This is a genomic window from Phenylobacterium sp. (assembly GCF_035539035.1).
Lineage (GTDB): Bacteria > Pseudomonadota > Alphaproteobacteria > Caulobacterales > Caulobacteraceae > Phenylobacterium.
This window is the reverse complement of the sequence record NZ_DATLJI010000012.1, coordinates 321,465-347,565: the sequence shown is the minus strand read 5'-3', so window position 1 is coordinate 347,565 and position 26,101 is coordinate 321,465. Positions and strand designations below refer to the sequence as shown.

Here is a 26,101-nt window from a genome sequence, read left to right as displayed (position 1 = left end):
GGCTTCAGAGGGGGACGCGTGCAGCCGATCATTCGCATCGAAGGCCTGTCGAAGACCTATGCCGGCGGGTTCCAGGCCCTGAAGAACGTCGACCTGGAGATCCGGAAGGGCGAGATCTTCGCCCTCCTGGGTCCCAACGGCGCGGGCAAGACCACCCTGATCGGGATCACCTGCGGCATCGTCAATCCGACGGGCGGCAAGGTGCTGGCCGACGGCCACGACGTGGTCCGCGACTACCGCGCCGCGCGCTCGAAGATCGGCCTGGTCCCGCAGGAGCTCTCCACCGACGCCTTCGAGACGGTGTGGGCGACGGTCAACTTCTCCCGCGGCCTGTTCGGCAAACGGCCGGACCCGGCCTACCTGGAGAAGGTGCTGAAGGACCTCAGCCTCTGGGACAAGAAGGACGCCAAGATCATGGCGCTGTCCGGGGGCATGAAGCGCCGGGTGATGATCGCCAAGGCGCTCTCCCACGAGCCGCAGATCCTGTTCCTCGACGAGCCCACCGCCGGCGTCGACGTCGAGCTGCGCCGCGACATGTGGGAGATGGTGCGGGGGCTCCGCGAGAGCGGCGTCACCATCATCCTGACCACCCACTACATCGAGGAAGCCGAGGAGATGGCCGACCGGATCGGCGTGATCTCCAAGGGCGAGCTGATCCTCGTGGAGGAGAAGCGGGCCCTGATGCAGAAGCTGGGCCGCAAGCAGCTCACCCTGCAGCTGCAGGAGCCGCTGGCCGCCCTGCCCGAGGGCCTGGGCGCCTATCACCTGGAGCTCGCCAACGAGGGGCAGGAGCTGATCTACACCTTCGACACCCAGGCCGACCACACCGGCATCGCCGAGCTGCTCCGGGAGCTGTCGAAGCGGGGCGTCGACTTCAAGGACCTGCAGACCAGCCAGAGCTCTCTGGAGGAGATCTTCGTCAGCCTGGTGCGCGGAGGCCGCCAATGAACCTGCACGCCGTCCGGGCCATCTATCTCTTCGAGATGCACCGCTGGTTCCGCACCATCGTGCAGAGCGTCGCCGCCCCGGTGATCACCACCAGCCTCTACTTCATCGTCTTCGGGGCCGCGATCGGCCGCCGGATGCCGGAGATCGACGGCGTCAGCTACGGCGCCTTCATCATCCCGGGCCTGATCATGCTGTCGATCCTGACCGAGAGCATCTCCAACGGCTCCTTCGGGATCTACATGCCGAAGTTCGCGGGCACGATCTACGAGGTGCTCTCCGCGCCGATCTCGGTGGTGGAGATCGTCCTGGGCTACGTCGGCGCGGCGGCCACCAAGTCGGTGGTGCTGGGCCTGGTGATCATGCTCACCGCCCGGGTGTTCGTGGACTATTCCATCGCCCATCCGCTGGTGATGCTGGCCTTCCTGGTGCTGACCAGCGTGACCTTCAGCCTGTTCGGGTTCCTGACCGGCATCTGGGCCGACGGCTGGGAGAAGCTGTCGATCATCCCGATGATGGTGGTGACGCCGCTCACCTTCCTGGGCGGCAGCTTCTATTCCATCGACATGCTGCCGGAGTTCTGGCGCACGGTCGCCCTGTTCAACCCGGTGGTCTATCTGGTGAGCGGCTTCCGCTGGGCCTTCTACGGCGTCTCGGACGTGGGCGTGGGCGTCAGCCTCATGGCCACGCTGGGCTTCCTGGTGCTCTGCCTGGCGGCGGTGGCCTGGATCTTCCGCACCGGCTGGCGGCTGAAGACGTAGGGCGTTGAAAAACGTTCTGTTCGTCTGCAGCCAGAACCGGCTGCGAAGCCCGACTGCCGAGCAGGTGTTCTCAACCCTGGCCGATATCGAGGTGCTGTCAGCTGGGCTCGACCGGACGTGCGGAAACCCGCTGACGGCGGAGCTAGTCGAGTGGGCCGACATCATCTTCGTGATGGAGCAGGCGCACCGAAACAAGCTCACCAGGCAGTTTCGGGAATCTCTCCGGAAGGCCCGCGTGATCGTCCTAGGCATTCCGGACGACTACGAGTTCATGGACCCCGAACTCGTCCGCCTCCTGGAGGCTCGCGTGCCGCGGTTCCTGTCCTAGGGGCTACTCGCCTTCGTCGAAGCGGCACTCGACGAGGGCGCACAGCGCCTGCAGGGCCTGCTCGGCCTCGGCGCCCTCGGCCTCGATGGCGATCTCGCTGCCCGGGCCGGCGGCCAGCATCATCAGGCCCATGATCGAGCGGGCGTCGACGGTCTGGCCGTCCTTGGTCACCCGCACCTCGGCGTCGAAGGCGGCCGCGGTCTTGACGAACTTGGCCGAGGCGCGGGCGTGCAGCCCCCGCTTGTTGCAGATCTCGACCGTGCGGGAGGCGGCTTCGCTCACTTTTCCCCGGCGAGCACGTAGGACGCGACGGAGATGTACTTGCGGCCCGCCTCCTGGGCGCAGGCGACCGCGTCCTCCAGGCTCTGGCGGGTGCGCACGCTGGCGAGCTTGATCAGCATGGGCAGGTTCAGGCCGGCGATCACCTCGGCCTTGGTCTGCTCCATCACCGAGATGGCGAGGTTCGACGGGGTGCCGCCGAACATGTCGGTGAGCAGGATCACGCCGCCGCCGGAATCGACGCGTCCGCAGGCCTCCAGGATGTCCTGACGCCGGCGCTCCATGTCGTCTTCCGGCCCGATGCAGATGGCCTCGACCGCCGTCTGCGGCCCCACCACATGCTCCATGGCGAAGATGAACTCTTCCGCCAGCCGCCCGTGCGTGACGATCACGAGCCCGATCATAGAAACTCTCTCAAGGGGTATCCCCACCCGGCCGCGGCGGTCCGCGAGCCGTGCTAAATACGCCTCTTGGCGACGGCGTCAAAGGCGGCGAGCGCGTGACTCAGTTTCGCAGGCGCCGAGGATTCGCCTAGCCCGAGAACCGCCAGCGGGACCTGCAACCCGAGGATGTCGGCAAGGGCCGGGTCCGGCACGCGCTCGGGCGTTCCCGGCCGGACCACGAGGGCGACCTCGGCGAGCGGCAGGGGATCGAGGCGGACCACGCCGACGCCGCGCACCTCCATGAGCCCGGCGAGGGTGTCGGGCGCGCGGCCGAACAGCCGCCCGCCCGAGATCCAGAGCAGCACCCGGTCGTCGGCCACCAGCCGGAAACCCGCCTGCATCGCCCGCAGCATCAGGTCGCTCTTGCCCGCGCCGGACGGGCCCTCGACGAGCACGCCCCGCCAGGCGCCGTCGCGGCGGGTGGCGATCAGGCCGGCGTGGACGATCACGAGCCGGCGCCCGGCAGGGTGAGGCTGAAGAGGGCGCCGATCACCTTGTCGCCGGCCCCCAGGCGGTTCTCGGCGCGCAGCGTCCCGCCGTGCGCCTCGGCGATCTGGCGCGCGATCGAGAGGCCGAGGCCGGAGTTGCCGCCGAAGGCCGCCCCCTTGGGCCTGGAGGTGTAGAACCGCTCGAAGACGGTCTCCAGGTTCTCCGGCGGGATGCCGGGCCCGTTGTCGGAGACGGTGGCCAGCACTTCGTCCTTCAGCCGGTAGAGCGAGACCGTCACCTCGTCGCCCGGCGGCGAGAAGGAGCGGGCGTTGTCGATGAGGTTGCGGAAGATCTGCCCGAGCGGCCCCTCGCGGCCCATGACCGTCACCGGCTCCATGCCGCCGGCCGACTGGAAGCGGACGCGGACGTCGCCGGGCTTCAGGGTGGCGTCGTAGAGCGCCACGACGTCGAAGATCAGCCGCTCCAGGTCCACCAGCTTCGGCTGGTCGCGCGAGAGCTCGGCGTCGAGCCGCGAGGCGTTGGAGATGTCGGTGACCAGCCGGTCCAGACGCTGGACATCGTTCTTCAGGATGCCCAGCAGCCGGTCGCGGGCGGCGGGGTCCTTGACCAGCTCCAGGGTCTCCACGGCCGAGCGCAGGGAGGTCAGCGGGTTGCGGATTTCGTGGGCCACGTCGGCGGCGAAGCTCTCGATGGCGTCCATCCGCTCCGAGAGGGCGTGGGTCATGTCCTCCAGGCTGCGGGTGAGGTCGCCCAGCTCGTCGTCCCGGTCGGCGAGGTCCGGCAGCGAGATGGCCCGGGCGCGCGCCTGGCGCACCCGGTCGGCGGCCCGCGCCAGCCGGCGGACCGGCTGGGCGATGAGGCGGTTGAGCAGCAGCGACGAGATCAGCGTCACCGCCACGGCGATCAGGATGAACGGGATCAGCGCCATGCGCTCGCGGGCGATGATCTCGTCCACGTCGCGGGCCTCCAGCGTCAGGACCCCCAGCACCGCCTGGACGTGCTGGATCGGGATCGAGACCGAGACCACGCGGTCGCCGCCGCCGGTGCGGCGCAGCCCGGACACGTGCTCGCCCCGCAAGGCCCGCCGCAGCTCGGCGTCCAGCGCCCGGCGGGCGGACTCCGGCGTCGGCTGCTCCTGCCGGGGCATCTGCAGGTCCAGTCGCAGGCCGCCCTTGTCCTCGCCGCGGCTGCGGGCCGGCGGCAGGATCTTCATCTCCACCCGGTCGAGCACCCAGTCGCTGTCGGCGACCACATTGCCCTGGGCGTCGAACAGCCGGGCGCGCTGGCCCTTCGGATTGGCCAGGAGCTGCAGCACGATGTCGTTGGCGTAGGCGGCGTCCATCGCGGGCGCCGGCTCGCCCACCGTGGCGGCCTGCTCGATGATCGAGGCCATCAGCTCGCCCTGGGTCGTCAGGCTGTCGATCCGCGCCTCCACGAGGCCGCGGCGAAGCTCGTTCAGCACCAGGGCCCCGGAGACGAGGATCGCCAGGCCCAGCACGTTCAGTGCGATGATCAGCCGGCCGAGGCGGGTGCCCGGCAGCCACGAGAGGCTGGAGCGGCGTTTGGGCCGCTCAGCTCTCGCGGTATCGGTAGCCGACGCCATAGAGGGTTTCGATCGCGTCGAACTCGGGGTCCACGTCGCGGAACTTCTTGCGCATGCGCTTGATGTGGCTGTCGATCGTGCGGTCGTCGACATAGACCTGATCGTCGTAGGCGGCGTCCATCAGGTTGTCGCGGCTCTTCACGAAGCCGGGCCGCTGGGCGAGCGACTGCAGCAGCAGGAACTCGGTGACGGTGAGCTTCACCGGCTTGCCGTCCCACAGGCAGTCGTGGCGCGCCGGGTCGAGCGTCAGCTTGCCCCGCTTGATGGCCCGGGCGCCGCCTTCGGCGGTGGGCGCGGGGCCGGCCACGCCGGTGTCCTCGCCGTCGATCCCCGCGCGGCGCAGCACCGCCTTCACCCGCTCGATCAGCAGGCGCTGGCTGAACGGCTTGTGCATGTAGTCGTCGGCGCCGAGGTTGAAGCCCAGGATCTCGTCGATCTCCTCGTCCTTGGAGGTGAGGATGATCACCGGCAGGTCCGAGGTCCGGCGGAGGCGGCGCAGCACCTCCATGCCGTCCATGCGAGGCATCTTCACGTCGAGGATGGCGAGATCCGGCGGATCGTTCTCCAGCGCGGCCAGGCCGGCGGCGCCGTCGAAATAGGCCTTCACGGTGTGGCCGTGGCTTTCCAGCGCCAGGCTGACCGACGTCACGATGTTTTCGTCGTCGTCCACCAGGGTGATCTTGGCCATTTGAGCTCGTGGTCTCCTTCGCGAAGTGGTGAAGCTAGTCGCCGCGCACCGTGGCCTCAATGGGGCGGCGAGAATGCCGTTCCCGGCAACGCGCCCTTAAGGTTGTTCCCTCACGTTAAGCGCCATCCCGGGGGTTGAGTCATAGATGGGCGGCGCACGCGTACATTTCGAGGTCTTCGTCCGGCGCAAGCCCGGCGCAAGCTGGACGCTGGAACTGGCGACGGAAAACCGTGCGCTCGCGATCTCGAACGCGGAGGACACCTTCAAGGACGGCGGCGTCCACGCGGTCAAGGTTACGAAGGAGACGCAGGACCCCGAAACCGGCGAATTCCAGACGGTCTCGATCCTCAACCTCGGCATGCCCGAGCCGCTGACCAAGCGCCGCGCTCCGCCCGAGAACCTCGAGCCGCTCTGCGTGACGCCGCAGGATCTCTACAGCCTGCACGCCCGTGACCGCATCGGCCGGCTTCTGGAGGGCTGGCTGGCGCGCAAGTCGGCGACGCCGTTCGAACTCCTGCACCGGCCCGACCTCGTCGAGCACCTGGAGGCCTCCGGCAACGAGCTGCAGCACGCCGTGCAGAAGATCGCCGTGCCCGAGGCCCAGGCCCGGGGCGGCAACGTCCACGAGATGATGCGCACCTTCCACGGCCTGATCGACCGCACGGTCGACCGGCTGATGAAGGACTGGCGCCGCGGGGCCCTCCCGGACCTCTCCAAGGAGACCTTCGCCGTCGCCGCCGAGCGGCTGGCCGGCGATCCGGACGGCCCCTACCTGCTGGGCTGCGGCGTCGCCATGGGCATCGCCGGCGGCCGCGACTGGACCGAGAAGCTGTCGCGGCTGATGGACTTCGCCGCCGCCGCGCCGCCGGCCGCGGGCCCGGCCCGGCGGCTGGCCATCACGGTCCTGCAGCAGCCGATCGCCGAGATCCTGGAATCGCGGGCGGGCCTGGAGGGCATCGTCGGCAAGACGCCGCACCTGGGCGCCTCCCTGGCCGCCCTCACCCGCCTGGCCGCCGCCGACTCGGTGGACATGCTGATCAAGGTCGAGAAGTCGGTCGCCAAGGTGATGCCGGAGCTCTCCACCGAGGCCAAGCGGCTCGGCCGCTGGCTGGGCGGCGAGGACTTCGTCGAGGTCCGCACCGCGCTCGGCAAGCGCATCCTCACCGAGCTGAATGGCCCGCGCCGCCTGGTGCCGGGCGACGCGGCCCTGGAGATCGACGTGCTGCGGGCGCTGGCCATGTCGCTGACCGCGGCGGCCGGCAAGCTCCTGCCGCTGGAAGACGTGCAGGCCGCCTTTTCCGTGCGCTCCAAGATGCTGGTCACCGGCGATTTCGTGGAAAGCTACCTCGGGCAGGGCAAGACCGCCCGCGAGGAGGCCGAGGCGCTCGTCTGGCTGACCGAGAACGTGATCGGCCCGCAGAACAAGCGCCATGCCGCCCGCTGGCTGAAGGCGCTGGTCACCAACAACCGGCTCGAGAAGGAGACCCTGGCCTCCATCGAGACCCCGCCGGTGCGGCTGGCGGCGCTCGCCGCGCTGCAACGCTCCGTGGGCCGCTGCGGCCTCGCCCCCGAGGACGCCGGCCCCGTGCAGGAGCACCTGGGCATCGTCGGCGGCAAGGTGGAGGCCGAGGCCCGGCTGATCGCGGCGCTCACCAAGGCGACCGCGCCGGCGGTGCAGAAGCTGACGTTCCTGCTGCGCCTGGCCAGCGGCGAGACCGCGCCGCTCGGCCCCGCCGCCGACCGCGCCCGCAGCGAGGCCATGCGCCTGGTCCGCGACGACGGCCTGCGCTCGGAGCTCGCCCAGGCGCCGGACCAGATGGCCGCCGTCCGCGACCTCGTGGAAAAGGCCCAGCTCGCCGCCTAGACGCCGAGCGCTTCCGCAAGCGACCGCACGACCAGGTCCACGTCCGCATCGGCCATGCCCGGATAGAGCGGCAGGGAGAGGCAGCGCGCGTACCAGGCCTCCGCGCCCGGCAGGTCCAGCGGCCCGTACCGCTCGCGGTAGTAGGGCTGGCGGTGCACCGGGATGTAGTGGACCTGGCTGCCGACGCCGCGGGCCCTGAGCGCGTCCACCACCTCGCGCCGGCAGCGCCCGGCCGCCTCGAAGTCGATCAGCACCGTCATCAGATGCAGCGCCGGGTCGCTCCAGGCCGGCGACACCGCAGGGCGCACCAGCGGCGCGAGCGGCTGCAGAGCCTGCAGATAGGCCGCGGCCAGGGCGCGCCGGCGCGCCACGAAGCGGTCCAGCTTGCCGAGCTGCGAGAGGCCGAGCGCGCAGAGGATGTCGGGCAGGCGGTAGTTGAAGCCCGGCTCCGGCATCTCGTACCACCACGGGTCCGAGCCCTCGGGCCGCACCATGCCGTGACTGCGCAGCGTCTTCAGGCGGGCGGCCAGCGCCGGGTCGTTGGTGACGACCATGCCCCCTTCGCCGGTGGCGATGGTCTTCACCGGGTGGAAGGAGAAGGTGGCCATGGCCGAGTGGCGGACGTCGCCGATGGTCTCCGCCACATTGCCGAAGGTCGCCGTGGTTCCGAGCGCGTGCGGCGCGTCCTCCACCAGGACGGCGCCCGCCTCGCGGGCGAGGGCCTCCAGCGCCGGCAGGTCGCAGGCGTCGCCGCGCAGGTGCACCGGGAGGACGGCGCGCACCGGCCCGTCGGCGCGGGCGAGGGCGTCCTGCAGCGTCGCGGGCGTCATCAGGCCGCTGTCGGGATCGACGTCGGCGAACACCACCTCGGCCCCCACGTAGCGGGCGCAGTTGGCGGTCGCCAGGAAGGTGATGGCCGGCGCCACCACCCGCTCCCCGGGCTGGAGGCGAAGCGCCAGCATGGCCAGGTGCAGGGCCGCCGTGCCGTTGGCGCAGGCCACGGCGTGCGCCGCGCCCACGGCCTGGGCGAAGGCGGCCTCGAAGGCGTCGACCGTCGGGCCGGTGGTCAGGAAGTCGCCCTTCAGCGCCTCGACCACCGCGGCGATGTCGTCGTCCTCGATCGTCTGGCGGCCGTAGGGCAGGACCATGTCAGTCGGTCGCCCGGCGGCGGCGGGCGACGGGCGCGGCGGCCCCAAGCATCGCCAGCAGGGCTTCGCCGCCCAGCCACTCGTCGTTGGTGTCGGAGGCGTAGGAGAAGCCCTCCGCCAGCCGGCCGCCCTGCAGCGGCTCGCGGGTGTAGTCCACGAAGGCCGGTTCGATGGCGTAGCGGTCGCCGAGGTCGACGGTGGAGCGCGCGTCGTCGGCCGAGATCATCATCTCGTGCAGCTTCTCGCCGGGGCGGATGCCGATCACCCGGGTGGCCAGGCCCGGGGCCATGGCGGCGGCCATGTCGACCACCTTCATGGACGGGATCTTGGGCACGAAGATCTCGCCGCCGCGCATCATGGAAAGCGACGAGAGCACGAACTCCACGCCCTCATCGAGGGTGATCAGGAAGCGGGTCATCCGCGGGTCGGTGATCGGCAGCTCGGTCGCGCCCCTGGCGATCAGCCGCTCGAACAGCGGGGCCACCGAGCCGCGGGAGCCCACCACGTTGCCGTAGCGCACCACCGAGAACCGCGTGCCGATGTCGCCCGACAGGTTGTTGGCCGCCACGAAGGTCTTGTCGGAGGCGAGCTTGGTGGCGCCGTAGAGGTTGATCGGGTTGCAGGCCTTGTCGGTGGACAGCGCCACCACCTGCTTCACCCGGTTGGTCAGGCAGGCCCAGACCACGTTCTCCGCGCCCAGCACATTGGTGTGGATGCATTCGGAGGGATTGTACTCGGCGGCGGGCACCTGCTTCAGGGCCGCGGCGTGGATGACGATGTCCACCCCGCGCAGGGCCAGCGTCAGGCGCTCGCGGTCGCGCACGTCGCCCAGGAAGAAGCGCATGCAGGCGAGCTTCTCGGGCGGGAAGCGATCGGCCAGGTCGATCTGCATCTCGCTCTGCTTCAGCTCGTCGCGAGAATAGACGATCAGCTTGCGGGGGCGGCCCCGCGTCAGCACGGTCTCGACGAAGCGGCGGCCGAAGGAGCCGGTGGCGCCGGTGACGAGGATGACCTTGCCGTCGAGGTCGAGGGTGGTCGGCGCAAATCGGCCCAAATGCGGGGCTCCACAGGCAGCGAATCTCCAGATCCGCCCCAGCTTCCGCCCCGGGCGTAAAGAGAGCGCTAACCATAATCGGGCAGGGTCTGCGGCCATGAGACGCCGCAGCTTCCTTGGCCTGGTCCTCGCCGCCGCGGCGCCCGCGACCGCAATGGCCTCCAGCGCCCCAGAGGGCGAGAAGAAGCGCGCCGGCGGGGCCTCCTACATCGTCATCCAGACGCTGGCGGCGACCACCAACAAGGGCGGCGGGCGCCGGGGCGTGCTGACCGTGGAATGCGGGCTCGACGTGCCGGACGCCGCGCTGCGGGGCCGGGTGGAGCAGAGCCTGCCGAGGCTCCGGGCCGCCTACTACCAGACCGTCCAGACCTACGCCGCGGGCCTGCCGCCGGCGACGGCGCCCAACGCCGACTTCCTCGCCCAGAACCTGCAGCGCCAGACCGACGCCATCGTCGGCAAGCCGGGCGCGAAGCTCCTGCTGGGCGCCATCCTCGTCAACTGATCACATCGCGCTGATGCCGCCATCGAGCTTCAGCTCGGCGCCGGTCATGAACCGGCTCTCGTCCGAGGCCAGGTAGAGCACCGCATTGGCGATGTCGGCGGGCTGGCCGATCCGGCCGAGCGGCACCTGGCGGGCCAGCTTGGCCTCCGCCTCCTCCTTGCCGAACCGCTGGCGCAGCGGGTCGAGGATCGGGGTGTCGATGAAGGTCGGGTGGATGGAGTTCGAACGGATGTCGAGCCCCTGCTTGGCGCAGTGCAGGGCGATGCCCTTGGAGAGCAGCCAGACCGCCGCCTTCGAGGCGTTGTAGACCGGCGTGTTGTGGGCCGCGATCAGGCCCGCGATCGAGCTGATGTTGACGATCGAGCCGGGCTGATTCTGGCGCATGTACTTGAGCGCGTGCTTGGTCCCGAGGAACACCGAGTCGGTGTTGACGCCCATCACCAGCTTCCAGTCCTCGAAGCTGAGCTCCTCGATGTTGCCGCCGCGGCTGATGCCGGCGTTGTTCACCAGCACCGAGATCCCGCCCATGGCCGCGTCGGCCTCCTCGAGGGCGAAGATCCACTGGTCCTCCTTGGTGACGTCCAGCGGGAAGGCGAAGGCGGTCCCCGCCCCGTGTGCGGCGTTGATCTCCGCGGCCACGGCCTCCGCGCCCGGCAGGTTGATGTCGCCCAGGGAGACCTTGGCCCCCTCCTCCGCCAGCCGGCGGGCCATTGCCGCGCCCAGCCCCTGCGCCCCGCCCGAGATGAAGGCCTTCTTGCCCGCGACGCGTCCCGCCATGTCCGTTCTCCCCTGGTTGTTCTCGTTCAGTCCGCGCCGGTGGCGCGCGCCGCCTCGTCCATGAACCGGGCAAGCGTCACGTCGAGCTCGGTGACGCCGTCGGCGTCGTGGGTGGCCAGCGTCACCTCCACGCGGTTGTAGACGTTGAACCACTCCGGATGGTGGTCGAGCTTCTCGGCCATCATCGCCACGCGGCTCATGAAGCCGAAGGCGGCGTTGAAGTCGCGGAAGCGGAAGGTCCGGCAGATGGCGTCGCGCTCGCCCTCGGGCGACCACCAGTCCGGCAGGTTCTTCAGCGCCTCGGTGGCGCCGATCTTCGCGGGCCGGCTCATGCGACCTCCTCGGGCGCGAAGTCGAGGCCCGTGGCGGCGGAGAGCTCGGCCAGCGTCTGGTCGACGTCCACCACCTTGATCGCCTTCATGCCCAGGCCCGCGGCCGGCTTGCAGTTGATCCCCAGGTCGTCGAGGTAGACGCATTGGTCCGGCTGCACGGCGAGCAGGTCGCACATCATCAGGTAGATGCGCGGGTCGGGCTTGCGGACGCCCGCCTTGGAGCTCTCGATGATGGCGTCGAACAGCGGCATCACCTGGGCCATGGCGCCGGCCATCTTCTGCCCCTCGTCCTGGCCCGGGCTGTGCTCGGACACGACGTTGTTGGTGATGCAGCCCACCTTGTAGCCGGCCGCCTTGCAGGCCTTCAGCGCCGCCACCATCCGCGGCCGCAGCCGGCCCGACAGCAGCGGCAGGACGTCGGCGCCGCGCACCGGGTGGCCGAGCGCGGTGGATTCCTCGAGGAACAGGGCGTCGAAGCGCGCCGCGTCGATCTCGTTGCGCTCGAACAGGGCCCAGGCGTTGTGGTCGGGATTGGTGGCGTTCACCCGCCGGATCAGGTCCTTCGGCAGGCCCGCCTCGGCCTCGTAGCGGTTGAAGGCTTCGAAGGGCGAGGTCGTGAACACCCCGCCGAAATCCCAGATCACCGCCTCGACCGCCATCCGCGCGCTCCTGTTGCCGGGCGCGGACGCTAGAGAGGCCGGCGCGGCCCTGCAAGGGCGGCGGGCATCTGCTATCGAGGCGCAATGCTCTACCTCCTGCTCAAGGCCGGCCTCTCCGGCGTGATCATCGCCGCGGTCTCGGAGATCGCCCGGCGCAGCCCGGGGTTCGCCGCGCTGGTGGCCTCCCTGCCGCTGGTCTCCATCCTGGGCATGATCTGGCTGTGGCGCGACACCCGCGAGCCGGAGCGGCTGGCGGCGCACGCCGAGGCGACGTTCTGGTTCGTCCTGCCGTCGCTGCCGATGTTCCTGGTGGTTCCGGCGCTGATCCGTCGCGGCCTGCCCTTCTGGCCGGCCCTGCTCTGCGGCTGCGCCCTGACGGTGGGACTCTACCTGCTGATGGTGTGGGCCGGCCCGCGCCTGGGCCTGAAGCTTTGAGGCTGGCCCCCTGGCGGCTGGCCCGGCCGGTCCGGATCGGCCTGTATGCCTTGGCCGTCGCCGTGCTGCTCTGGCTGTGCCTGGCGCCCAGCGAGACCCTGCCGCAGCCGGAGGGCCTCAGCGACAAGTGGGAGCACGCCATCGCCTGGTTCGTGCTGACCGCGAGCGGCCTCGTCCTCGCCCCCCGCAGGTGGCGCGCCATCATCGCCTTCGGACTGCTCCTTGGCGCGGCCGTGGAGGTCCTGCAGGCGACCCTCCCCTCCGGCCGCCACGGCGACTGGCGCGACCTCCTCGCCGACGGCCTCGGGGTGGCCCTGGCCGTCGCGATGTGGCTGCCGCTCCGCCGGCGGCTCGACCCGGCCCGGGCGGACGCCTAGGCTGGGGCCATGACCGACCGGCCGTTCATCTATCTCGCCGCCCCCTGCTTCGGCGGCCAGGTGAACCTCTACTTCATGGGCGCGGTGCTGCGCCTGCAGGAGGCCTGCGAGGCGCGGGGGATCGGCCTGCACGTGGAGTTGCTGGCCAGCGACGCCCTGATCACCCGCGCCCGCAGCCGCCTGGCGGCGGGCTTCCTCGCCCATCCGGAGGCGACCCACATCCTGTTCGTGGACGCCGACATCGGCTTCGCGCCGGAGAACGTCTTCCGCCTGCTGGAGAGCGGCAAGGACGTGGTCGCCGCCGTCTGCCCGCTGAAGCACATCGACTGGGAGAAGGCCCGCGCCGCGGCCAAGGCCGGGGTCGAGGACCTGCAGGCGGCCTCCATCGGCTATGTGGTGCGCTTCATCCCGACGCCCGACAGCTCGGTGGAGGTGGAGAATGGGATCGCGAAGGTGGCCTACGGCGGCACCGGCTTCCTGATGATCCGCCGCGAGGCCCTGCAGCGGATCGCCGACGCCCATCCCGAGCTGCGCGCCGTCCTCGACGACGGCTCCGAGGCGGTGATGGTGTTCGACACTCTGCTGGAGCCGGAGACCGGCGAATACCTCTCCGAGGACTACGCCTTCTGCCGCCGCTGGCGCGACCTGGGCGGCGAGATCTGGGCTGACGTGGAGGCCAGGCTCACCCATGTGGGCCATGCGGCCTACACGGGCAGCCTGGTCCAGGCCATGCGCCGCGGCTGACCTATTCGGCCGGCGCCGCAGCCACCACGATGGCGTCCGCCCGCCGCTTGGCCAGGGCCTCGCGGGTCACCTCATAGGCCTGCCGGTCGATGCGGTAGCGGCCGTAGCACCAGGCGGCGATGACACCCGGGATGGCCGACAGGATTCCGTCCCAGAGGGCCAGGTTGTGCAGGATCTCCGGGGCCACCTGCCCCGGCTGCGCCTTGTCGGGGAAGGCGATGATGGTGATCACGAAGCCGGCCAGCGCCATGCCGATCGCCTGGTCGAACTTCGCGGCGAGCGCGCGGGTGGAGTAGAGGATGCCCTCCTGGCGCACCCCGTGCTTCAGCTCGTTCTCGTCGGCGATGTCGGCAAGCGCCGACATGATGCTGATCTGCAGCACGCTCACCGCCGAATAGGCGACCGCGGCGAAGGCGATCAGGATCGGCAGCAGGCCGGGCGTGTCGGGCCTGAGGATCCCCATCTGGCCCAGCACGATCGGGATCGCCGGCACCGCCGCATAGGTCAGCGCCGACCAGATCGCCGTTCCCTTCTTGTCGAACCGGCCGTGCATGCGGGCGGCGAAGGCGAAGGCCGCGGCGTAGCCCACGAAGCTGCCGATGATGAACAGCCGCATGTCGCTGGAGGAGATCTCCCAGTAGAAGCTGTAGGTGTAGAGCCTCAGGCCCTCGCGCAGGCCGATCATCATCGACAGGAAGAAATAGGCCACCAGCAGCCAGACGTAGTTCACGTTGGTCAGCGCCTTGGCCACGTCCTTGAAGAACTCGGCGGGGCTGAACTTCGGCGTGTCGGCGGCCGGCTTCGGCAGGTAGGGGATTCGGTCCCGGGTGAACCAGGCCGAGGCGAACAGCACCACGATCACCACGCCGGCCATGACGGCGGCGAACTCGTTCCACGGCTCCGGGTTGAGCAGGCCGTTGTGGAACTCCGGCGTCTTCGGGAAGAAGAAGGTCAGCGCGATGTAGGCCATGGCCGAGCCGCCGGCCCACTGGAAGAAGCTATTGTAGGCCATCACCTTCGAGCGCTCCACGTAGTTGGGCGACAGCTCGCCGCCCAGCGCCAGATGGGGCGTGTGGAAGAAGGTCATCACCTGCCGCAGCAGGGACACCGAGACCCCGCACCAGATGGCGAGGCCCAGCTCACCCAGCGAGGCCGGCGGGCTGAAGATGGCGAAGAAGGTCAGCGCGATCGGGATCGGGGCGGCGAACATCCAGGGATGCCGGCGGCCCCACTTGGAGTGGGTGCGGTCCGACCAGGAGCCGACGATCGGCTCGGTCAGGCCGTCGAACACCAGGCTGACGGAGATCGCCAGGCCGACCCAGGCGGCGCTGACGCCCAGGACCTGGTTGTAGAACAGGAGCGCGTAGCTGGAGACGGCGTAGAGGGCGATGGTCTCGGCGGCGCTGCCGACGCCGAACGCCAGCTTGGTCTTCAGCGTGAGGCGCTCGGCCCCCGCGGGTGAGGCTGTGGCCACTCGTCTTCCTCCCGGCGCCGTCTCTCGGGCGGGCGGCGCTCTTGGCCCAGCAAGCCCCAATCATACCCCACCGTCAATCGAAGAATCGGTACGGTCTCGGTCCTGTTCCCGCCGTCCGTCGCGAGGTCGGCGGGTCCTCCGCCGGGCCTGACGGCGCCGCACTGGCCTTCGCGACGGGCCGCCGCTAAGCAGGCGGCTCATCTTCCGGAGGTCCCGAAACCATGGCTCGTCTCACGCGGCGCGTTCTGCTCCTGGCCGCCGCCCTGTCGCTCGGCGCCGCCCCGGCCCTGGCCAAGGTCCGCCCGGTCGCGCCGATCCTGACGACCCCCGATGCGGTGGATACGCAGTCCTACGCCGAGCCGCGCAAGGCGCGGGTCACCCACGTGGACCTCGACCTGGCGGTGGACTTCGCCGGCCGCACCCTCAGCGGGACCGCGGCCCTGGACGTGCTGGCCCAGCCGGGCGTGGACGAGGTGGTCCTGGACGCCCTGGACCTCAGGATCGAGAAGGTCACCACGCCCGCCGGCAAGCCGCTGGCCTGGCGGCTGGGGGCCAAGGACGGCGACAAGGGCGCGCCGCTCACCGTGCAGCTGGGCGGCGCGAAGCGGATCGTCGTCACCTACGCCGCCGCCCCGGAGGCCAGCGCGCTGCAGTGGCTGCCGCCGGAGCTCACCGCCGGCAAGGCCAGGCCGTTCCTCTACAGCCAGGGCCAGCCGACCCTGAACCGCAGCTGGTTCCCGACCCAGGACAGCCCCGGCGTGCGCCAGACCTGGACGGCGCGGCTCGTGGTTCCCGAGGACCTGATGGCCGTGATGAGCGGCGAGCGGCTGACGCCGAACGGCGAGCCGGCGGGCGCCGGCAAGCGCGCCTACCGCTTCCGCATGGTCCATCCCGTCCCGACCTATCTGGTGGCGCTCGCCGTGGGCGACCTCGCCTTCCGGGACCTCGGCCGCCGCACCGGCGTCTACGCCGAGCCCGCCATGCTGGACCGGGCCGCCTTCGAGCTCGCCGACACCGAGAAGATGGTCGAGGCCGCCGAGGCGCTCTACGGGCCCTACCGCTGGGGGCGCTACGACGTGCTGGTCCTGCCGCCCGCCTTCCCGTACGGCGGGATGGAGAACACCACGCTCACCTTCCTGACGCCGACCTTCATCACCGGCGACCGCGCCAACGTCGGCCTCGTGGCCCACGAGCTGGCGCACAGCTGGTCGGGCAACCTCGTCACCAACGCCACCTGGCCGGACGTCTGGCTCAACGAGGGCTTCACCAGCTACGTCGAGAACCGGATCATGGAAGCGATCTACGGCCGCGAGCGCGCCGTGATCGAGGCCGACCTCGCCTGGGACGGGCTGCAGGCGGACATCGCCGAGCTGGGCGGGCCCACGGACCCGCGCACCCGGCTCTACGGCGAGCCCGGCGGCCAGATCGACTACTTCAAGGGCGAGACCTTCCTGCGCACCCTGGAGACCCTGGTCGGCCGCGCCCGCTGGGACGCCTACCTGCGCGGCTACTTCGACCGCCACGCCTTCCAGCCGCAGACCACGGCGGGCTTCCTCGCCGACCTGCGCAAGCACCTGGTGAAGGGCGACGCCGCGCTCGAGGCGAAGCTGCAGCTCGACGCCTGGGCCTACGGGCCCGGCCTGCCGGACAACGCCGTCCACCTGAGCTCGCCGAAGCTGGCGGAGGTCGACCGCTCGGTGAAGGCCTTCGCCGAGGGCGCCCCCGCCGCGTCCCTGCCGGCCACGGCCTGGACCACCCAGGAGTGGCAGCGCTTCCTCAACAACCTGCCGCGCAAGCTCACCGCCGCCCAGCTCGCCGACCTCGACCGGGCCTTCAGCCTCTCGGCCTCGACGAACGGCTACGTCCGGTCGGCCTGGCTGGAGCTGGTGATCGCCAACCGCTACGAGCCGGGCCTGCCGTCCCTGCGGGCCTTCCTGGCCAGCGTCGGCCGCGGGCTGTTCGTCAACCCGCTCTACACGGGCCTGATGAGGCAGGGCGACTGGGGCCAGGCGCTCGCCCGGCAGTACTTCGCCGAGGCGAAGGCCACCTACCACCCGAGCCTCGCCGCCCGGATCGCCCGCACGGTGGACGGCAAGCCGGAGAACTAGCTCCGGCGCGGCGTGCGTCTCGGCCTATGTGGCTGAAAACGCTGGCGCACCCGACACGATTCGAACGTGTGACCTTTGCCTTCGGAGGGCAACGCTCTATCCAGCTGAGCTACGGGTGCATTCCAGCGGGAGGGTGTCTCTAGCCGAAAGCCTCGCCGGCCGCAAACGGCCTTCCAGATTTCAGGCGGGCAATTTTCCGAAGGCCCGGTACGGTTAGCTTCCCCGACGAAGCCGCCCGGCACGAGGCGGCGCGCTCGATCAGGGGGAACACATGGTCACCGCGTCCCGACAACTGCGGCTGGCCGCCGGCATAGCCACGGCGGCGGCGGCGGCGCTGGCCGCAGGCCTGGCGCTGGCGCAGGTCGCCCACGGCCAGGACGACCGGGAGAGCCATCCCGGCAAGGCGGTCTACGACCAGTACTGCGGCGCCTGCCACAATGCGCCCGACGCCGGCAGCCGCGCCGCGCCCGTGGCCTCGCTGCGCAGGATGAGCGCCCAGACGCTCTCCACGACCCTGACCTCCGGCGTGATGAAGCCGATCGGCGACCAGCTCACCCGCGAGCAGCTGCGGCAGGTGGTGGGCTATCTCGCGGCGCCCGAGGCGCCGGTGGGCACGGCCTGGATCGACGAGGCCATGTGCCCGGCCGACCGCCGCAAGGTGGACCTGTCCGCCAGGCCCGCCCAGATCGGCTTCGGGGTCGACCTGGAGAACACGCGGCGGATGAGCGCCGCCCAGGCGGGGCTGAAGACCAAGGACCTCGCCAACCTGGAGGTCGCCTGGGCCTTCGCCATGCCGAAGACCTCGGGCCTTCGGGGCCAGGGCGTCGTCGTGGGCGACACCGTGTTCTATCCGGCGGGGCAGGCGAACCACATCCTGGCGCTGGACACCCGGACCGGCTGCGTAAAGTGGGCGACCCCCACCCAGTCCCAGGTCCGCAACAGCCTGGCCTACGGTCGGCTCGGCAAGGACGGGCCGCTCGGCCTGGTGGGCGGCGACGCCCAGGGAAACCTCGTGGCGCTGGACGCCGCGACCGGCAAGCTCCTCTGGCGGGCCGACCCGCGGCACGACAGGACCGCGCCGCTGTCCGGCTCGCCGCTGATCCACGACGGCCGGATCATCGTGCCGATCTCGGGCAGCGACGTGGGCGCGGCCATGCGCCCGGCTTACGAGTGCTGCAAGGGCCACGGGGCCGTGGCCGCGGTCGACGGCGCGACCGGCAAGGTGCTCTGGACCTGGCACACCATGGAGGACGCCAAGCCGCTCGGCCGGACCAATGCGCAGGGCGTGGCGGCCTTCGGCCCCTCCGGCGCGCCGGTGTGGTCCAGCCCGGCGATCGACGTGAAGCGCGGGGTGGTCTTCGCCTCCACCGGCGAGAACACCTCCCCGCCGGCCACCAAGACCAGCGACGCCATCGCCTCCATCGATCTCGCCACCGGCAAGCAGAACTGGGTCTTCCAGGCGCTGGAGAACGACATCTGGAACATGTCGTGCCCGGTGGGCGCGGACGGCAGCCGGCCGCCGGGCGCCAACTGCTACTTCGCCAAGGACGGCAGCGTGCTGCTCGACCACGACTTCGGAGCCGGCCCGGTGGTGTTCCGCGGCAAGACTGGCAAGGACGTGATCCTGGGCGGCCAGAAGTCCGGCGACGTCTGGGCGCTGGACGCGGCCACCGGCAAGGTCCTGTGGCGCCAGCAGTTCGGCAAGGGCAGTCCGCTGGGCGGCGTCCACTGGGGCATCGCCACCGACGGGGTCCGCGTGTTCGCCCCGATCAGCGACCCGAACGTGCCCAAGGACCGCTCGGCGGCCGGGATGCACGCCGTGGACGTCGCCACCGGCAAGGTCGCCTGGCAGTGGCGGGCAGAACCCGACTGCACGGGCGCCCGGGCCAAGGTGACGATCTGCGGCAACCGCTATGGCCTGTCGGCGGCGCCGCTGGTGGTGGACGGCGCGGTGGTGGCGGGCTCCCTCGACGGGCGGCTTTGGGTGTTCGACGCGGCGACCGGCAAGGTGCTGGCCATGCACGACACCGCGACCACCGCCTACCAGCCGGTGAACAAGATCCCGGGCGCGGGGGGCTCGATCGACGCGGCGGGCGTGTTCGCCGGCGACGGGATGCTGTTCGTGAACTCGGGCTACGCCAGCTTCGGCCAGGCGGGCGGCAACGTGCTGGTGGCCTACCGGCCGAAGGGCGCGAAGTAGGGCTTCGAGCGGGGCGGGAGCCTCAGGCTCCCGTCATCTCGTCCCAGAACCGCTTGGCCTTGCCGAGGAAGTTGGCCTGCTTGGGATGCTGCTGTTCCGAGCAGGTCCCGGCGAACTCCCGCAGCAGCTCCTTCTGGCGCGCGGTGAGCCGGGTCGGCGTCTCCACGAACAGCTCGACCACGAGGTCGCCGCGCTCGCGCGAGCGGAGCGAGGGCATGCCGCGGCCCTTCACGCGCACCGTCTTGCCGGTCTGGGCGCCTTCCGGGACCTTCACCGGGATCTTGCACTCGCCGTCGCAGTTGTCGCCGCCGAGCAGGCAGGGGGCCTCGATCTCGCCGCCCAGGGCCGCCACGGCCATGGGGACGGGCACGGTGCAGAGCAGGTCCAGCCCGTCGCGCTCGAAGAGCTCGTGCGGGCGCACCGACAGGAAGATGTAGAGGTCGCCGCGCGGGCCGCCGCGGGCGCCGGAGTCGCCCTCGCCGGCCAGCCGGATGCGCGCGCCGTCGTCGACGCCCGAGGGGATGCGGACCGAGAGCGTGCGCTCCTTGCGCACCTGGCCCTGGCCGCGGCAATCCGAGCACGGGTCGAGGATCAGCGTGCCCGAGCCGCCGCAGCGGGGGCAGGCGCGCTCGATGGAGAAGAAGCCCTGGGTCGCCCGCACCCGGCCGGCGCCGCCGCAGGCGTTGCAGGTGGTGGGGCTGGTGCCCGGCTTGGCCCCCGAGCCCTCGCAGGTCTCGCAGGTCATGGCCGCCGGGACGGTGATCTCCACGTCGGCGCCGGCGTAGGCCTGCTCCAGCGTGATCTCCAGGTCGTAGCGGAGGTCCTGGCCCCGCGCCGGGCCCCGGCTCTGCTGGCCGCCGCCGCGGCGGCCGCCGAACATGTCGCCGAAGACGTCGCCGAACACCTCGTTGAAGATGTCGTGCACGTCGTGGAACTGGGCCCCGCCCGCGCCGCCGCCCATGCCGTTCACGCCGGCGTGGCCGAAGCGGTCGTAGGCGGCCCGCTTCTGCGGGTCGGACAGGACGGAATAGGCTTCGTTGAGTTCCTTGAAGCGGCCCGCCGCTTCCTCGCACCCGCCGTTGCGGTCGGGGTGGTGTTCCATGGCGAGCTTGCGGAAGGCGGATTTCAGGGCCGCCCCGTCGCAGCCGCGCTCGACGCCCAGGATCTCGTAATAGTCCCGCATCAGAGGCTCAGGCGCTCAAGGTTCTGTTGTAGGGAAGGTGGGATGGCCCCCGCCCGGCTGCAAGGCTTGTGGCCGAGCGGGCGGGGGCCTCTTTGTCGTGCTGCAGAAGCGGCGGCGACGTCCCCAGTGACGGCGTTCTCGCACTGACTGCGGGACGCCGCCATGGGGCGCGATGTCACGCCGACTTCTTCTGGTCGTCGACTTCCTCGAACTCCGCGTCGACCACGTCGTCCGAGCCGCCGGCGTCCGAGGCCGCCTCGGCGCCCTCCTGGCCGGACTCCTGCTGGGCCTTGTACATGGCCTCGCCGAGCTTCATCGACGCCTGGATCAGCGCCTGGGTCTTGGACGAGATCGCCTCGGCGTCGTCGCCCTCCATGGCCGACTTCAGCTCGTCGAGGGCCGTCTGGATGGCGGTCCGGTCGGCTTCGCCCACCTTGTCGCCGTGCTCCTTCAGGGCCTTCTCGGCGGTGTGCACCGCGGAGTCGGCCTGGTTCTTGGCGTCGACGACCGCCTTGCGCTTCTCGTCCTCGGCCTTGTTGGACTCGGCCTCCTTGACCATGGCGTCGATGTCCGCGTCGGAGAGGCCGCCGTTGGCCTGGATGCGGATCGACTGTTCCTTGGACGTGGCCTTGTCGCGGGCCGAGACGTTGACGATGCCGTTGGCGTCGATGTCGAAGGTGACCTCGACCTGCGGCACGCCGCGCGGCGCCGGGGGGATGCCCACCAGGTCGAACTGGCCGAGCATCTTGTTGTCCTGCGCCATCGGGCGTTCGCCCTGGAAGACCCGGATCGTCACGGCCGACTGGTTGTCGTCCGCGGTCGAGAAGGTCTGGGACCGCTTGGTCGGGATCGTCGTGTTACGCTCGATCAGCGGGGTGAACACGCCGCCCAGGGTCTCGATGCCCAGCGTCAGCGGCGTCACGTCCAGCAGCAGCACGTCCTTGACGTCGCCCTGCAGGACGCCCGCCTGGACCGCGGCGCCCAGGGCCACGACCTCGTCCGGGTTCACGCCCTTGTGGGGCTCGCGGCCGAAGAACTCCTTCACGGTGTCCACGACCTTCGGCATGCGGGTCATGCCGCCGACCAGGATCACCTCGTCGATGTCGGACTTCTTCAGGCCCGCGTCCTTCAGCGCCTGCTCGCAGGGGCCGATCGTCTTGGTGATCAGATCCTCGACCAGGGCTTCCAGCTTGGCGCGGGACAGCTTGATGTTGAGGTGCAGCGGGCCCGAGGCGTTCATCGAGATGAAGGGCAGGTTCACCTCGTACTGGGTGACGCTGGAGAGCTCCTTCTTGGCCTTCTCGGCCTCTTCCTTCAGGCGCTGCAGGGCCAGCTTGTCCTTGCGCAGGTCGACCGAGGTCTCCTTGCGGAACTCGTCGGCCAGGTAGTCGACGACCCGCAGGTCGAAGTCCTCGCCGCCCAGGAAGGTGTCGCCGTTGGTCGACTTCACCTCGAACACCCCGTCACCGATCTCCAGGATCGAGACGTCGAAGGTGCCGCCGCCGAGGTCGTAGACGGCGATCTTCTTGCCGTCGTTCTTCTCGAGGCCGTAGGCGAGCGCCGCGGCCGTCGGCTCGTTGATGATCCGCAGGACTTCGAGGCCCGCGATCTTGCCGGCGTCCTTGGTCGCCTGCCGCTGGGCGTCGTTGAAGTAGGCCGGGACGGTGATGACCGCCTTCTCGACCTTCTCGCCGAGGTGCTGCTCGGCGGCTTCCTTCATCTTCTGCAGGATGAAGGCGGAGACCTGCTGGGGGGAGTAGTCCTTGCCCTGGGCTTTGACCCAGGCGTCGCCGGTCGGGCCCTTCACGATCTCATAGGGCACCATGCCCCGGTCCTTCTCGACCATCGGGTCGGAGAAGTTGCGGCCGATCAGGCGCTTGATCGCGAAGAGGGTGTTGGAGGGATTGGTGACGGCCTGGCGCTTGGCCGGCTGGCCCACGAGGCGCTCGCCGTCCTCCAGGAAGGCCACGACGGAAGGCGTGGTGCGCGCGCCTTCGGCGTTCTCGATCACCTTGGGCGTCTTGCCGTCCATGATGGCGACGCACGAGTTCGTGGTGCCGAGGTCGATGCCGATGATCTTGCTCATTGAGAGTCTTGCTCGCTCCTAGTTGGCGGACGCCGCGGGTTGGCCTTCGATTGAAGCGCCCTGGGTGCGACGCCCCCGGTCGATCACTCGCCGCGAGGTTTCCTTTAACGGAAGCCCCGCGTCGCCAGCCGATATGGGGAAAATCGCAGGCCCTGCAAGGGTGAATGTCCTCAATCCGGACAAGGACATGCCCTCACCCCCGCCGCCAGGCGCGCTGTGCGTTGGCATAGAGCTCCGGCGGGTGCGGCGTCTTGGCGCCCCGTGAGGCCAGGAAGGCGTGCTGCACGACCATCGCCTGCTGCTCGATGTTGAGGCCCGCGAAGTCCGGGCCGCCGGAGAGGTCATAGGCGTAGCTGGCGTGGCTGTCGCCGGCTTTGATCTTCGCCAACAGCAGCCGGATTCCGTTCTGCGCCTGCCAGACGTGGGTCAGCTCGTGGACGAAGACCGCCTGGAGGCCGAGCGGGGCGAAGCTGAAGTCGTCCGGGAGCCCCCTGGCGGGCCAGACGATCAGGCCGGGGCCGGCCACGAAGGCTCGGTTCCACAAGGGGATCGTCGCGATCCGCACGCGCTCCGCGTCCAGGCCGTCGCCGAACATCTCGTTGGCCAGGGCCCGCTCGCCGGGCGTCAGGCGTCTGAGGCTGAGCGGCTTGGCGGACATGACGCCTCAACGCACGAGACGCGCGTCCGCGCCTCGGAAAACGGGCGCTAGAACGGCGGGTCTTCGGCGGCCGGCGGGGGCGGCGGGTTGGCCAGGAGGTCGCCGACCCTGTCGGGCTGCGGAGCCTGGGTCGTGGGCGCGGCCGCGTCGACCTTCGGCTGGGCGGCCTGCTCGGCGAGCCTGGCGGCCGCGGCGGCTTCTTCCTTCGCCTTCTTGTCTGCCTCGAGCTTCGCCAGCTCCTCGGGCGTGGGCTCCGGCGGCGGCGGCGGGCCCTCGATGCGCTCCTGGCTGAGCGGGACCGCCTCGACGGCCTCGATCGGCGCCGTCTTGCTGCCGTCGGCCCGCTCGCCGGGCAGGCGGCCCCGCGACGGGGCGTTGGCGACGCCGAGCGAGAAGGAGCCGACGGCGATCAGGACGAGGCCGCCGGCGACCACCTGCAGCACCGGACGGGGCATGGACCAGTTCATGGAGGCGGACCCTAATGCGCCGCGCCGTCGTTCGGAAGCGCCATCGCGCCGCAACCGCCCCGGGCAAATGGCGCGTCAGGGTAAATGGCCGTTAACCCCCGGCGCGCCAAAGATGCCCCTCGATCACACCGGAGGCTGAGGGGACGGCATGGCGCGGGCGGCGCGGAAGACGGGCATGGAGCTCTTCTGGCACATCGCCGGGCTCGCCTGGACGCATCCCTCGACCGCCCGGCTGCGCGGCGGGCTGACTGCGGCCGTCGGCGTCGCCGCGGCGATCGCGTTTGCGACCTACAACGCCGCCGACCCCAGCCTGAACGCCGCCGGACCGGGCGCACCGCAGAACGCCCTGGGCGGCGTCGGCGCGACCCTGGCAGACATCGGCGTCCAGTCCCTGGGCCTCGGCGTGGCGCTCGCCGCCCTCTTGATGGTGGTGCTGGGCCTGTCCCGGGTCACCGCGCCCGAGCCCGACCTCACCCGCGGCCACATCCGCCTGCGGGCCCTCGTCGGCGCGCTCGGCGTGCTGGCGCTCGCCGGGGCGCTCGCCCTGCCCGCGCCGCCGGCCGCCTGGCCGCTGGCCAAGGGCCTCGGCGGCTTCTGGGGCGACGCCCTGCTGCAGGGGCTGGCCGGCCTGATCGCCTGGGCGCACATCCCGCTCGCCAGGCTGATCGCCGGGATCATGCTGGCCACGGGCGCGGCGGTGGCCCTGGGCTACGGCGTCGGCCTCTCCCGCCGCGACCTGCGCGGGGCCGGCGAATGGCTGCAGGCCGCGCTGCAGCCGAAGCCCAGGGTGGCGCTGGCGCTGAAGCCCGAGAAGGCTCCGAAGCCGCCGAAGCGGCCGAAGCGGGAGGCCGGCATCCCGGCCGCCGCCCTCGATCCGGCGCCCGCCATGCTCGCCGACGACGAGGAGGACGACGACGCCCTGCCGAGCCCGGCGCCGCAGCTGAAGGTCAAGGCGCCCAAGCTCGCGCCCAAGGAGAGCACCCGCGAGCAGCGGGAGGCCCAGGCCACCTTCGACTTCGTGCAGCCGGGCGGCTTCCGCCTGCCGGAGCTCTCGATGCTGGCCAAGCCCAAGCCGCGGGCGTCCCAGTTCGACGAGGGCGCGCTGCGCCAGAACGCCCAGCTGCTGGAGAGCGTGCTGGCCGAGTTCGGCGTCCGCGGCGCGGTGGACCAGATCCGTCCGGGCCCCGTGGTCACCCTCTACGAGCTGGTGCCGGCCGCCGGCGTGAAGTCGGCGCGCGTCGTGGCCCTGGCCGACGACATCGCCCGCTCCATGAGCGTCGCCGCCTGCCGCGTCTCGGTGGTGCCGGGCCGCAACGCCATCGGCATCGAGCTGCCCAACGCCCGGCGCGAGACCGTCTACCTGCGCGACCTGCTGGCCGCGCCCGAGTACGAGAAGGGCGGCCAGACCCTGCCGATGGCGCTCGGCGAGACGATCGGCGGCGAGCCCTACATCGCCGACCTGGCCAAGATGCCCCACCTGCTGATCGCCGGCACCACCGGCTCGGGCAAGTCGGTGGGCGTCAACGCCATGATCCTGTCGATCCTCTACAAGCTGCCGCCCGAGCAGTGCCGGATGATCATGATCGACCCGAAGATGCTGGAGCTTTCGGTCTACGACGGCATCCCGCACCTGCTGGCCCCGGTGGTCACCGAGCCGAAGAAGGCGATCGTGGCGCTGAAGTGGGCGGTCCGCGAGATGGAGGACCGCTACCGGCGGATGTCCAAGATCGGGGTCCGCAACGTCGCCTCCTACAACGAGCGCGCCAAGGAGGCGCTCGCCAAGGGCGAGCACTTCGAGCGCACCGTCCAGACGGGTTTCGACGAGACCGGCCGGCCGATGTACGAGAGCGAGAAGATCCTGCCCGAGCCGATGCCCTACCTCGTCGTGATCATCGACGAGGTCGCCGACCTGATGATGGTCGCCGGCAAGGACATCGAAGGCGCCGTCCAGCGCCTGGCGCAGATGGCGCGGGCCGCCGGCATCCACGTGATCATGGCCACCCAGCGTCCCTCGGTGGACGTCATCACCGGCACGATCAAGGCCAACTTCCCGACCCGGATCTCCTTCCAGGTCACCTCCAAGATCGACAGCCGCACCATCCTGGGCGAGCAGGGCGCCGAGCAGCTGCTGGGCCAGGGCGACCAGCTCTACATGGCCGGCGGCGGCCGCATCACCCGCCTGCACGGGCCGTTCGTCTCCGACGGCGAGGTGGAGGCGGTGGCCAAGTTCCTGCGCGAGCAGGGGACGCCGCAGTACCTCGAGGAGGTCACGGCCGGCGGCGACGAGGACGGCGACGAGGGCCCCAACCTCGGCTTCGGCGGGGACACGGGCGACGCCAACGACCTCTACGACCGCGCCGTGGCCATCGTGACGCGCGACGGCAAGGCCTCCACCTCCTACGTCCAGCGCCGCCTGCAGATCGGCTACAACCGCGCCGCCTCGCTCATCGAGCGGATGGAGCAGGAGGGCGTGGTGGGGCCCGCCAACCACGCCGGGAAGCGCGAGATCCTCGCCTCCGCGCCGCCGTGACCGGCT

At 70.8% G+C, this 26,101-nt stretch carries 26 protein-coding genes and 1 tRNA gene; 11 read left to right on the top strand and 16 right to left on the bottom strand.

The features are described from left to right. Positions 1-18: 18 nt before the first annotated feature. The 3 genes from VM685_RS07000 to VM685_RS06990 are packed head-to-tail and all read left to right on the top strand — an operon-like array spanning position 19 to position 2,034. Positions 19-948, top strand: a complete 930-nt coding sequence (locus tag VM685_RS07000; protein WP_325459401.1) for an ABC transporter ATP-binding protein — start codon at positions 19-21, stop codon at positions 946-948. Then, a complete protein-coding gene (locus VM685_RS06995) occupies positions 945-1,706 on the top strand; it encodes an ABC transporter permease (RefSeq protein ID WP_325459400.1) in 762 nt (253 codons plus the stop codon). The genes VM685_RS07000 and VM685_RS06995 overlap by 4 nt, the downstream gene beginning before the upstream one ends. Positions 1,707-1,710: 4 nt before the next feature. Further along, complete coding sequence (locus tag VM685_RS06990; RefSeq protein WP_325459399.1) at positions 1,711-2,034, top strand: phosphotyrosine protein phosphatase; 324 nt, start codon at positions 1,711-1,713, stop codon at positions 2,032-2,034. 3 nt (positions 2,035-2,037) lie between these two features. Here VM685_RS06990 and VM685_RS06985 read toward each other — a convergent pair whose 3' ends face one another. The 5 genes from VM685_RS06985 to VM685_RS06965 are packed head-to-tail and all read right to left on the bottom strand — an operon-like array spanning position 2,038 to position 5,497. Next, positions 2,038-2,316, bottom strand: coding sequence for an HPr family phosphocarrier protein (locus tag VM685_RS06985; protein ID WP_325459398.1), 279 nt, complete (start codon positions 2,314-2,316; stop codon positions 2,038-2,040). Further along, a complete protein-coding gene (locus tag VM685_RS06980) occupies positions 2,313-2,717 on the bottom strand; it encodes a PTS sugar transporter subunit IIA (protein ID WP_325459397.1) in 405 nt (134 codons plus the stop codon). Before VM685_RS06980 ends, VM685_RS06985 begins: the two co-directional genes overlap by 4 nt. Before the next feature lie 53 nt (positions 2,718-2,770). Beyond that, positions 2,771-3,205, bottom strand: coding sequence for an HPr kinase/phosphorylase (locus VM685_RS06975; protein WP_325459396.1), 435 nt, complete (start codon positions 3,203-3,205; stop codon positions 2,771-2,773). After that, complete coding sequence (locus tag VM685_RS06970; protein WP_325459395.1) at positions 3,202-4,809, bottom strand: ATP-binding protein; 1,608 nt, start codon at positions 4,807-4,809, stop codon at positions 3,202-3,204. The genes VM685_RS06975 and VM685_RS06970 overlap by 4 nt, the downstream gene beginning before the upstream one ends. Beyond that, entirely contained in the window at positions 4,778-5,497 is a 720-nt protein-coding gene (locus tag VM685_RS06965; RefSeq protein ID WP_325459394.1) for a response regulator transcription factor, read from the bottom strand. Before VM685_RS06965 ends, VM685_RS06970 begins: the two co-directional genes overlap by 32 nt. A gap of 145 nt (positions 5,498-5,642) precedes the next feature. On the opposite strand from VM685_RS06965, the gene VM685_RS06960 reads away from it, so the two are divergent. Then, entirely contained in the window at positions 5,643-7,361 is a 1,719-nt protein-coding gene (locus VM685_RS06960) for a hypothetical protein (protein WP_325459393.1), read from the top strand. On the opposite strand, the gene pseC is transcribed toward VM685_RS06960, so the two are convergent. Together pseC and pseB are read right to left on the bottom strand one after the other, a co-directional pair. Continuing rightward, positions 7,358-8,509: a UDP-4-amino-4,6-dideoxy-N-acetyl-beta-L-altrosamine transaminase gene (pseC, locus tag VM685_RS06955; RefSeq protein ID WP_325459392.1), complete on the bottom strand. Its 1,152-nt coding sequence runs from the start codon at positions 8,507-8,509 to the stop codon at positions 7,358-7,360. The two genes, VM685_RS06960 and pseC, sit on opposite strands and share 4 nt — an antisense overlap. A 1-nt stretch (position 8,510) precedes the next feature. Beyond that, positions 8,511-9,563 carry a UDP-N-acetylglucosamine 4,6-dehydratase (inverting) gene (gene pseB / locus VM685_RS06950; RefSeq protein ID WP_325459391.1) on the bottom strand — a complete coding sequence of 351 codons (1,053 nt, stop codon included), beginning with the start codon at positions 9,561-9,563 and terminating at the stop codon, positions 8,511-8,513. Positions 9,564-9,660: 97 nt separating this feature from the next. Between pseB and VM685_RS06945 the strand changes: the two genes are divergently transcribed. Next, entirely contained in the window at positions 9,661-10,065 is a 405-nt protein-coding gene (locus VM685_RS06945) for a Tat pathway signal protein (RefSeq protein WP_325459390.1), read from the top strand. Here VM685_RS06945 and VM685_RS06940 read toward each other — a convergent pair whose 3' ends face one another. Genes VM685_RS06940 through VM685_RS06930 form a run of 3 tightly spaced genes read right to left on the bottom strand, consistent with a single transcriptional unit; the run spans position 10,066 to position 11,833 of the window. Next, positions 10,066-10,842 (bottom strand): SDR family oxidoreductase, encoded by a 777-nt coding sequence (locus VM685_RS06940; protein ID WP_325459389.1) that lies wholly within the window; start codon positions 10,840-10,842, stop codon positions 10,066-10,068. A 26-nt stretch (positions 10,843-10,868) separates the two neighbouring features. Then, on the bottom strand, positions 10,869-11,174 hold the full coding sequence (locus VM685_RS06935; protein ID WP_325459388.1) for a 4a-hydroxytetrahydrobiopterin dehydratase: 306 nt from the start codon (positions 11,172-11,174) through the stop codon (positions 10,869-10,871). Beyond that, positions 11,171-11,833: an HAD-IA family hydrolase gene (locus VM685_RS06930; RefSeq protein WP_325459387.1), complete on the bottom strand. Its 663-nt coding sequence runs from the start codon at positions 11,831-11,833 to the stop codon at positions 11,171-11,173. Before VM685_RS06930 ends, VM685_RS06935 begins: the two co-directional genes overlap by 4 nt. A gap of 84 nt (positions 11,834-11,917) precedes the next feature. Here VM685_RS06930 and VM685_RS06925 point away from each other — a divergent pair, with 84 nt between their 5' ends. From VM685_RS06925 to VM685_RS06915, 3 genes are read left to right on the top strand one after another with little or no spacing between them, the layout of a single operon-like run. After that, a complete protein-coding gene (locus tag VM685_RS06925; protein ID WP_325459386.1) occupies positions 11,918-12,268 on the top strand; it encodes a DUF3147 family protein in 351 nt (116 codons plus the stop codon). Continuing rightward, entirely contained in the window at positions 12,265-12,645 is a 381-nt protein-coding gene (locus VM685_RS06920) for a VanZ family protein (protein WP_325459385.1), read from the top strand. Before VM685_RS06925 ends, VM685_RS06920 begins: the two co-directional genes overlap by 4 nt. Positions 12,646-12,654: 9 nt before the next feature. Further along, positions 12,655-13,389 (top strand): hypothetical protein, encoded by a 735-nt coding sequence (locus VM685_RS06915; protein ID WP_325459384.1) that lies wholly within the window; start codon positions 12,655-12,657, stop codon positions 13,387-13,389. Between the two features lies 1 nt (position 13,390). On the opposite strand, the gene VM685_RS06910 is transcribed toward VM685_RS06915, so the two are convergent. Beyond that, complete coding sequence (locus VM685_RS06910) at positions 13,391-14,863, bottom strand: MFS transporter (RefSeq protein WP_325459383.1); 1,473 nt, start codon at positions 14,861-14,863, stop codon at positions 13,391-13,393. A 221-nt stretch (positions 14,864-15,084) separates the two neighbouring features. Between VM685_RS06910 and VM685_RS06905 the strand changes: the two genes are divergently transcribed. Beyond that, positions 15,085-16,971, top strand: coding sequence for a M1 family metallopeptidase (locus VM685_RS06905; protein WP_325459382.1), 1,887 nt, complete (start codon positions 15,085-15,087; stop codon positions 16,969-16,971). 42 nt (positions 16,972-17,013) lie between these two features. On the opposite strand, the gene VM685_RS06900 is transcribed toward VM685_RS06905, so the two are convergent. After that, positions 17,014-17,090, bottom strand: a tRNA-Arg gene (locus tag VM685_RS06900). Positions 17,091-17,242: 152 nt separating this feature from the next. Between VM685_RS06900 and VM685_RS06895 the strand changes: the two genes are divergently transcribed. Continuing rightward, on the top strand, positions 17,243-19,171 hold the full coding sequence (locus tag VM685_RS06895) for a PQQ-binding-like beta-propeller repeat protein (RefSeq protein WP_325459381.1): 1,929 nt from the start codon (positions 17,243-17,245) through the stop codon (positions 19,169-19,171). Positions 19,172-19,193: 22 nt separating this feature from the next. Here the strand turns inward: VM685_RS06895 and dnaJ are convergent, their stop codons facing one another. The 4 genes from dnaJ to VM685_RS06875 form a co-directional block, all read right to left on the bottom strand. After that, a complete protein-coding gene (gene dnaJ, locus VM685_RS06890; RefSeq protein WP_325459380.1) occupies positions 19,194-20,354 on the bottom strand; it encodes a molecular chaperone DnaJ in 1,161 nt (386 codons plus the stop codon). 175 nt (positions 20,355-20,529) lie between these two features. Then, positions 20,530-22,440 (bottom strand): molecular chaperone DnaK, encoded by a 1,911-nt coding sequence (gene dnaK / locus VM685_RS06885; protein ID WP_325459379.1) that lies wholly within the window; start codon positions 22,438-22,440, stop codon positions 20,530-20,532. A 193-nt stretch (positions 22,441-22,633) separates the two neighbouring features. Beyond that, positions 22,634-23,098 (bottom strand): hypothetical protein, encoded by a 465-nt coding sequence (locus VM685_RS06880; RefSeq protein WP_325459378.1) that lies wholly within the window; start codon positions 23,096-23,098, stop codon positions 22,634-22,636. A 47-nt stretch (positions 23,099-23,145) separates the two neighbouring features. Next, a complete protein-coding gene (locus tag VM685_RS06875) occupies positions 23,146-23,565 on the bottom strand; it encodes a hypothetical protein (protein ID WP_325459377.1) in 420 nt (139 codons plus the stop codon). A gap of 148 nt (positions 23,566-23,713) precedes the next feature. Here VM685_RS06875 and VM685_RS06870 point away from each other — a divergent pair, with 148 nt between their 5' ends. Beyond that, a complete protein-coding gene (locus tag VM685_RS06870; RefSeq protein ID WP_325459376.1) occupies positions 23,714-26,095 on the top strand; it encodes an FtsK/SpoIIIE family DNA translocase in 2,382 nt (793 codons plus the stop codon). Positions 26,096-26,101: the final 6 nt, after the last annotated feature.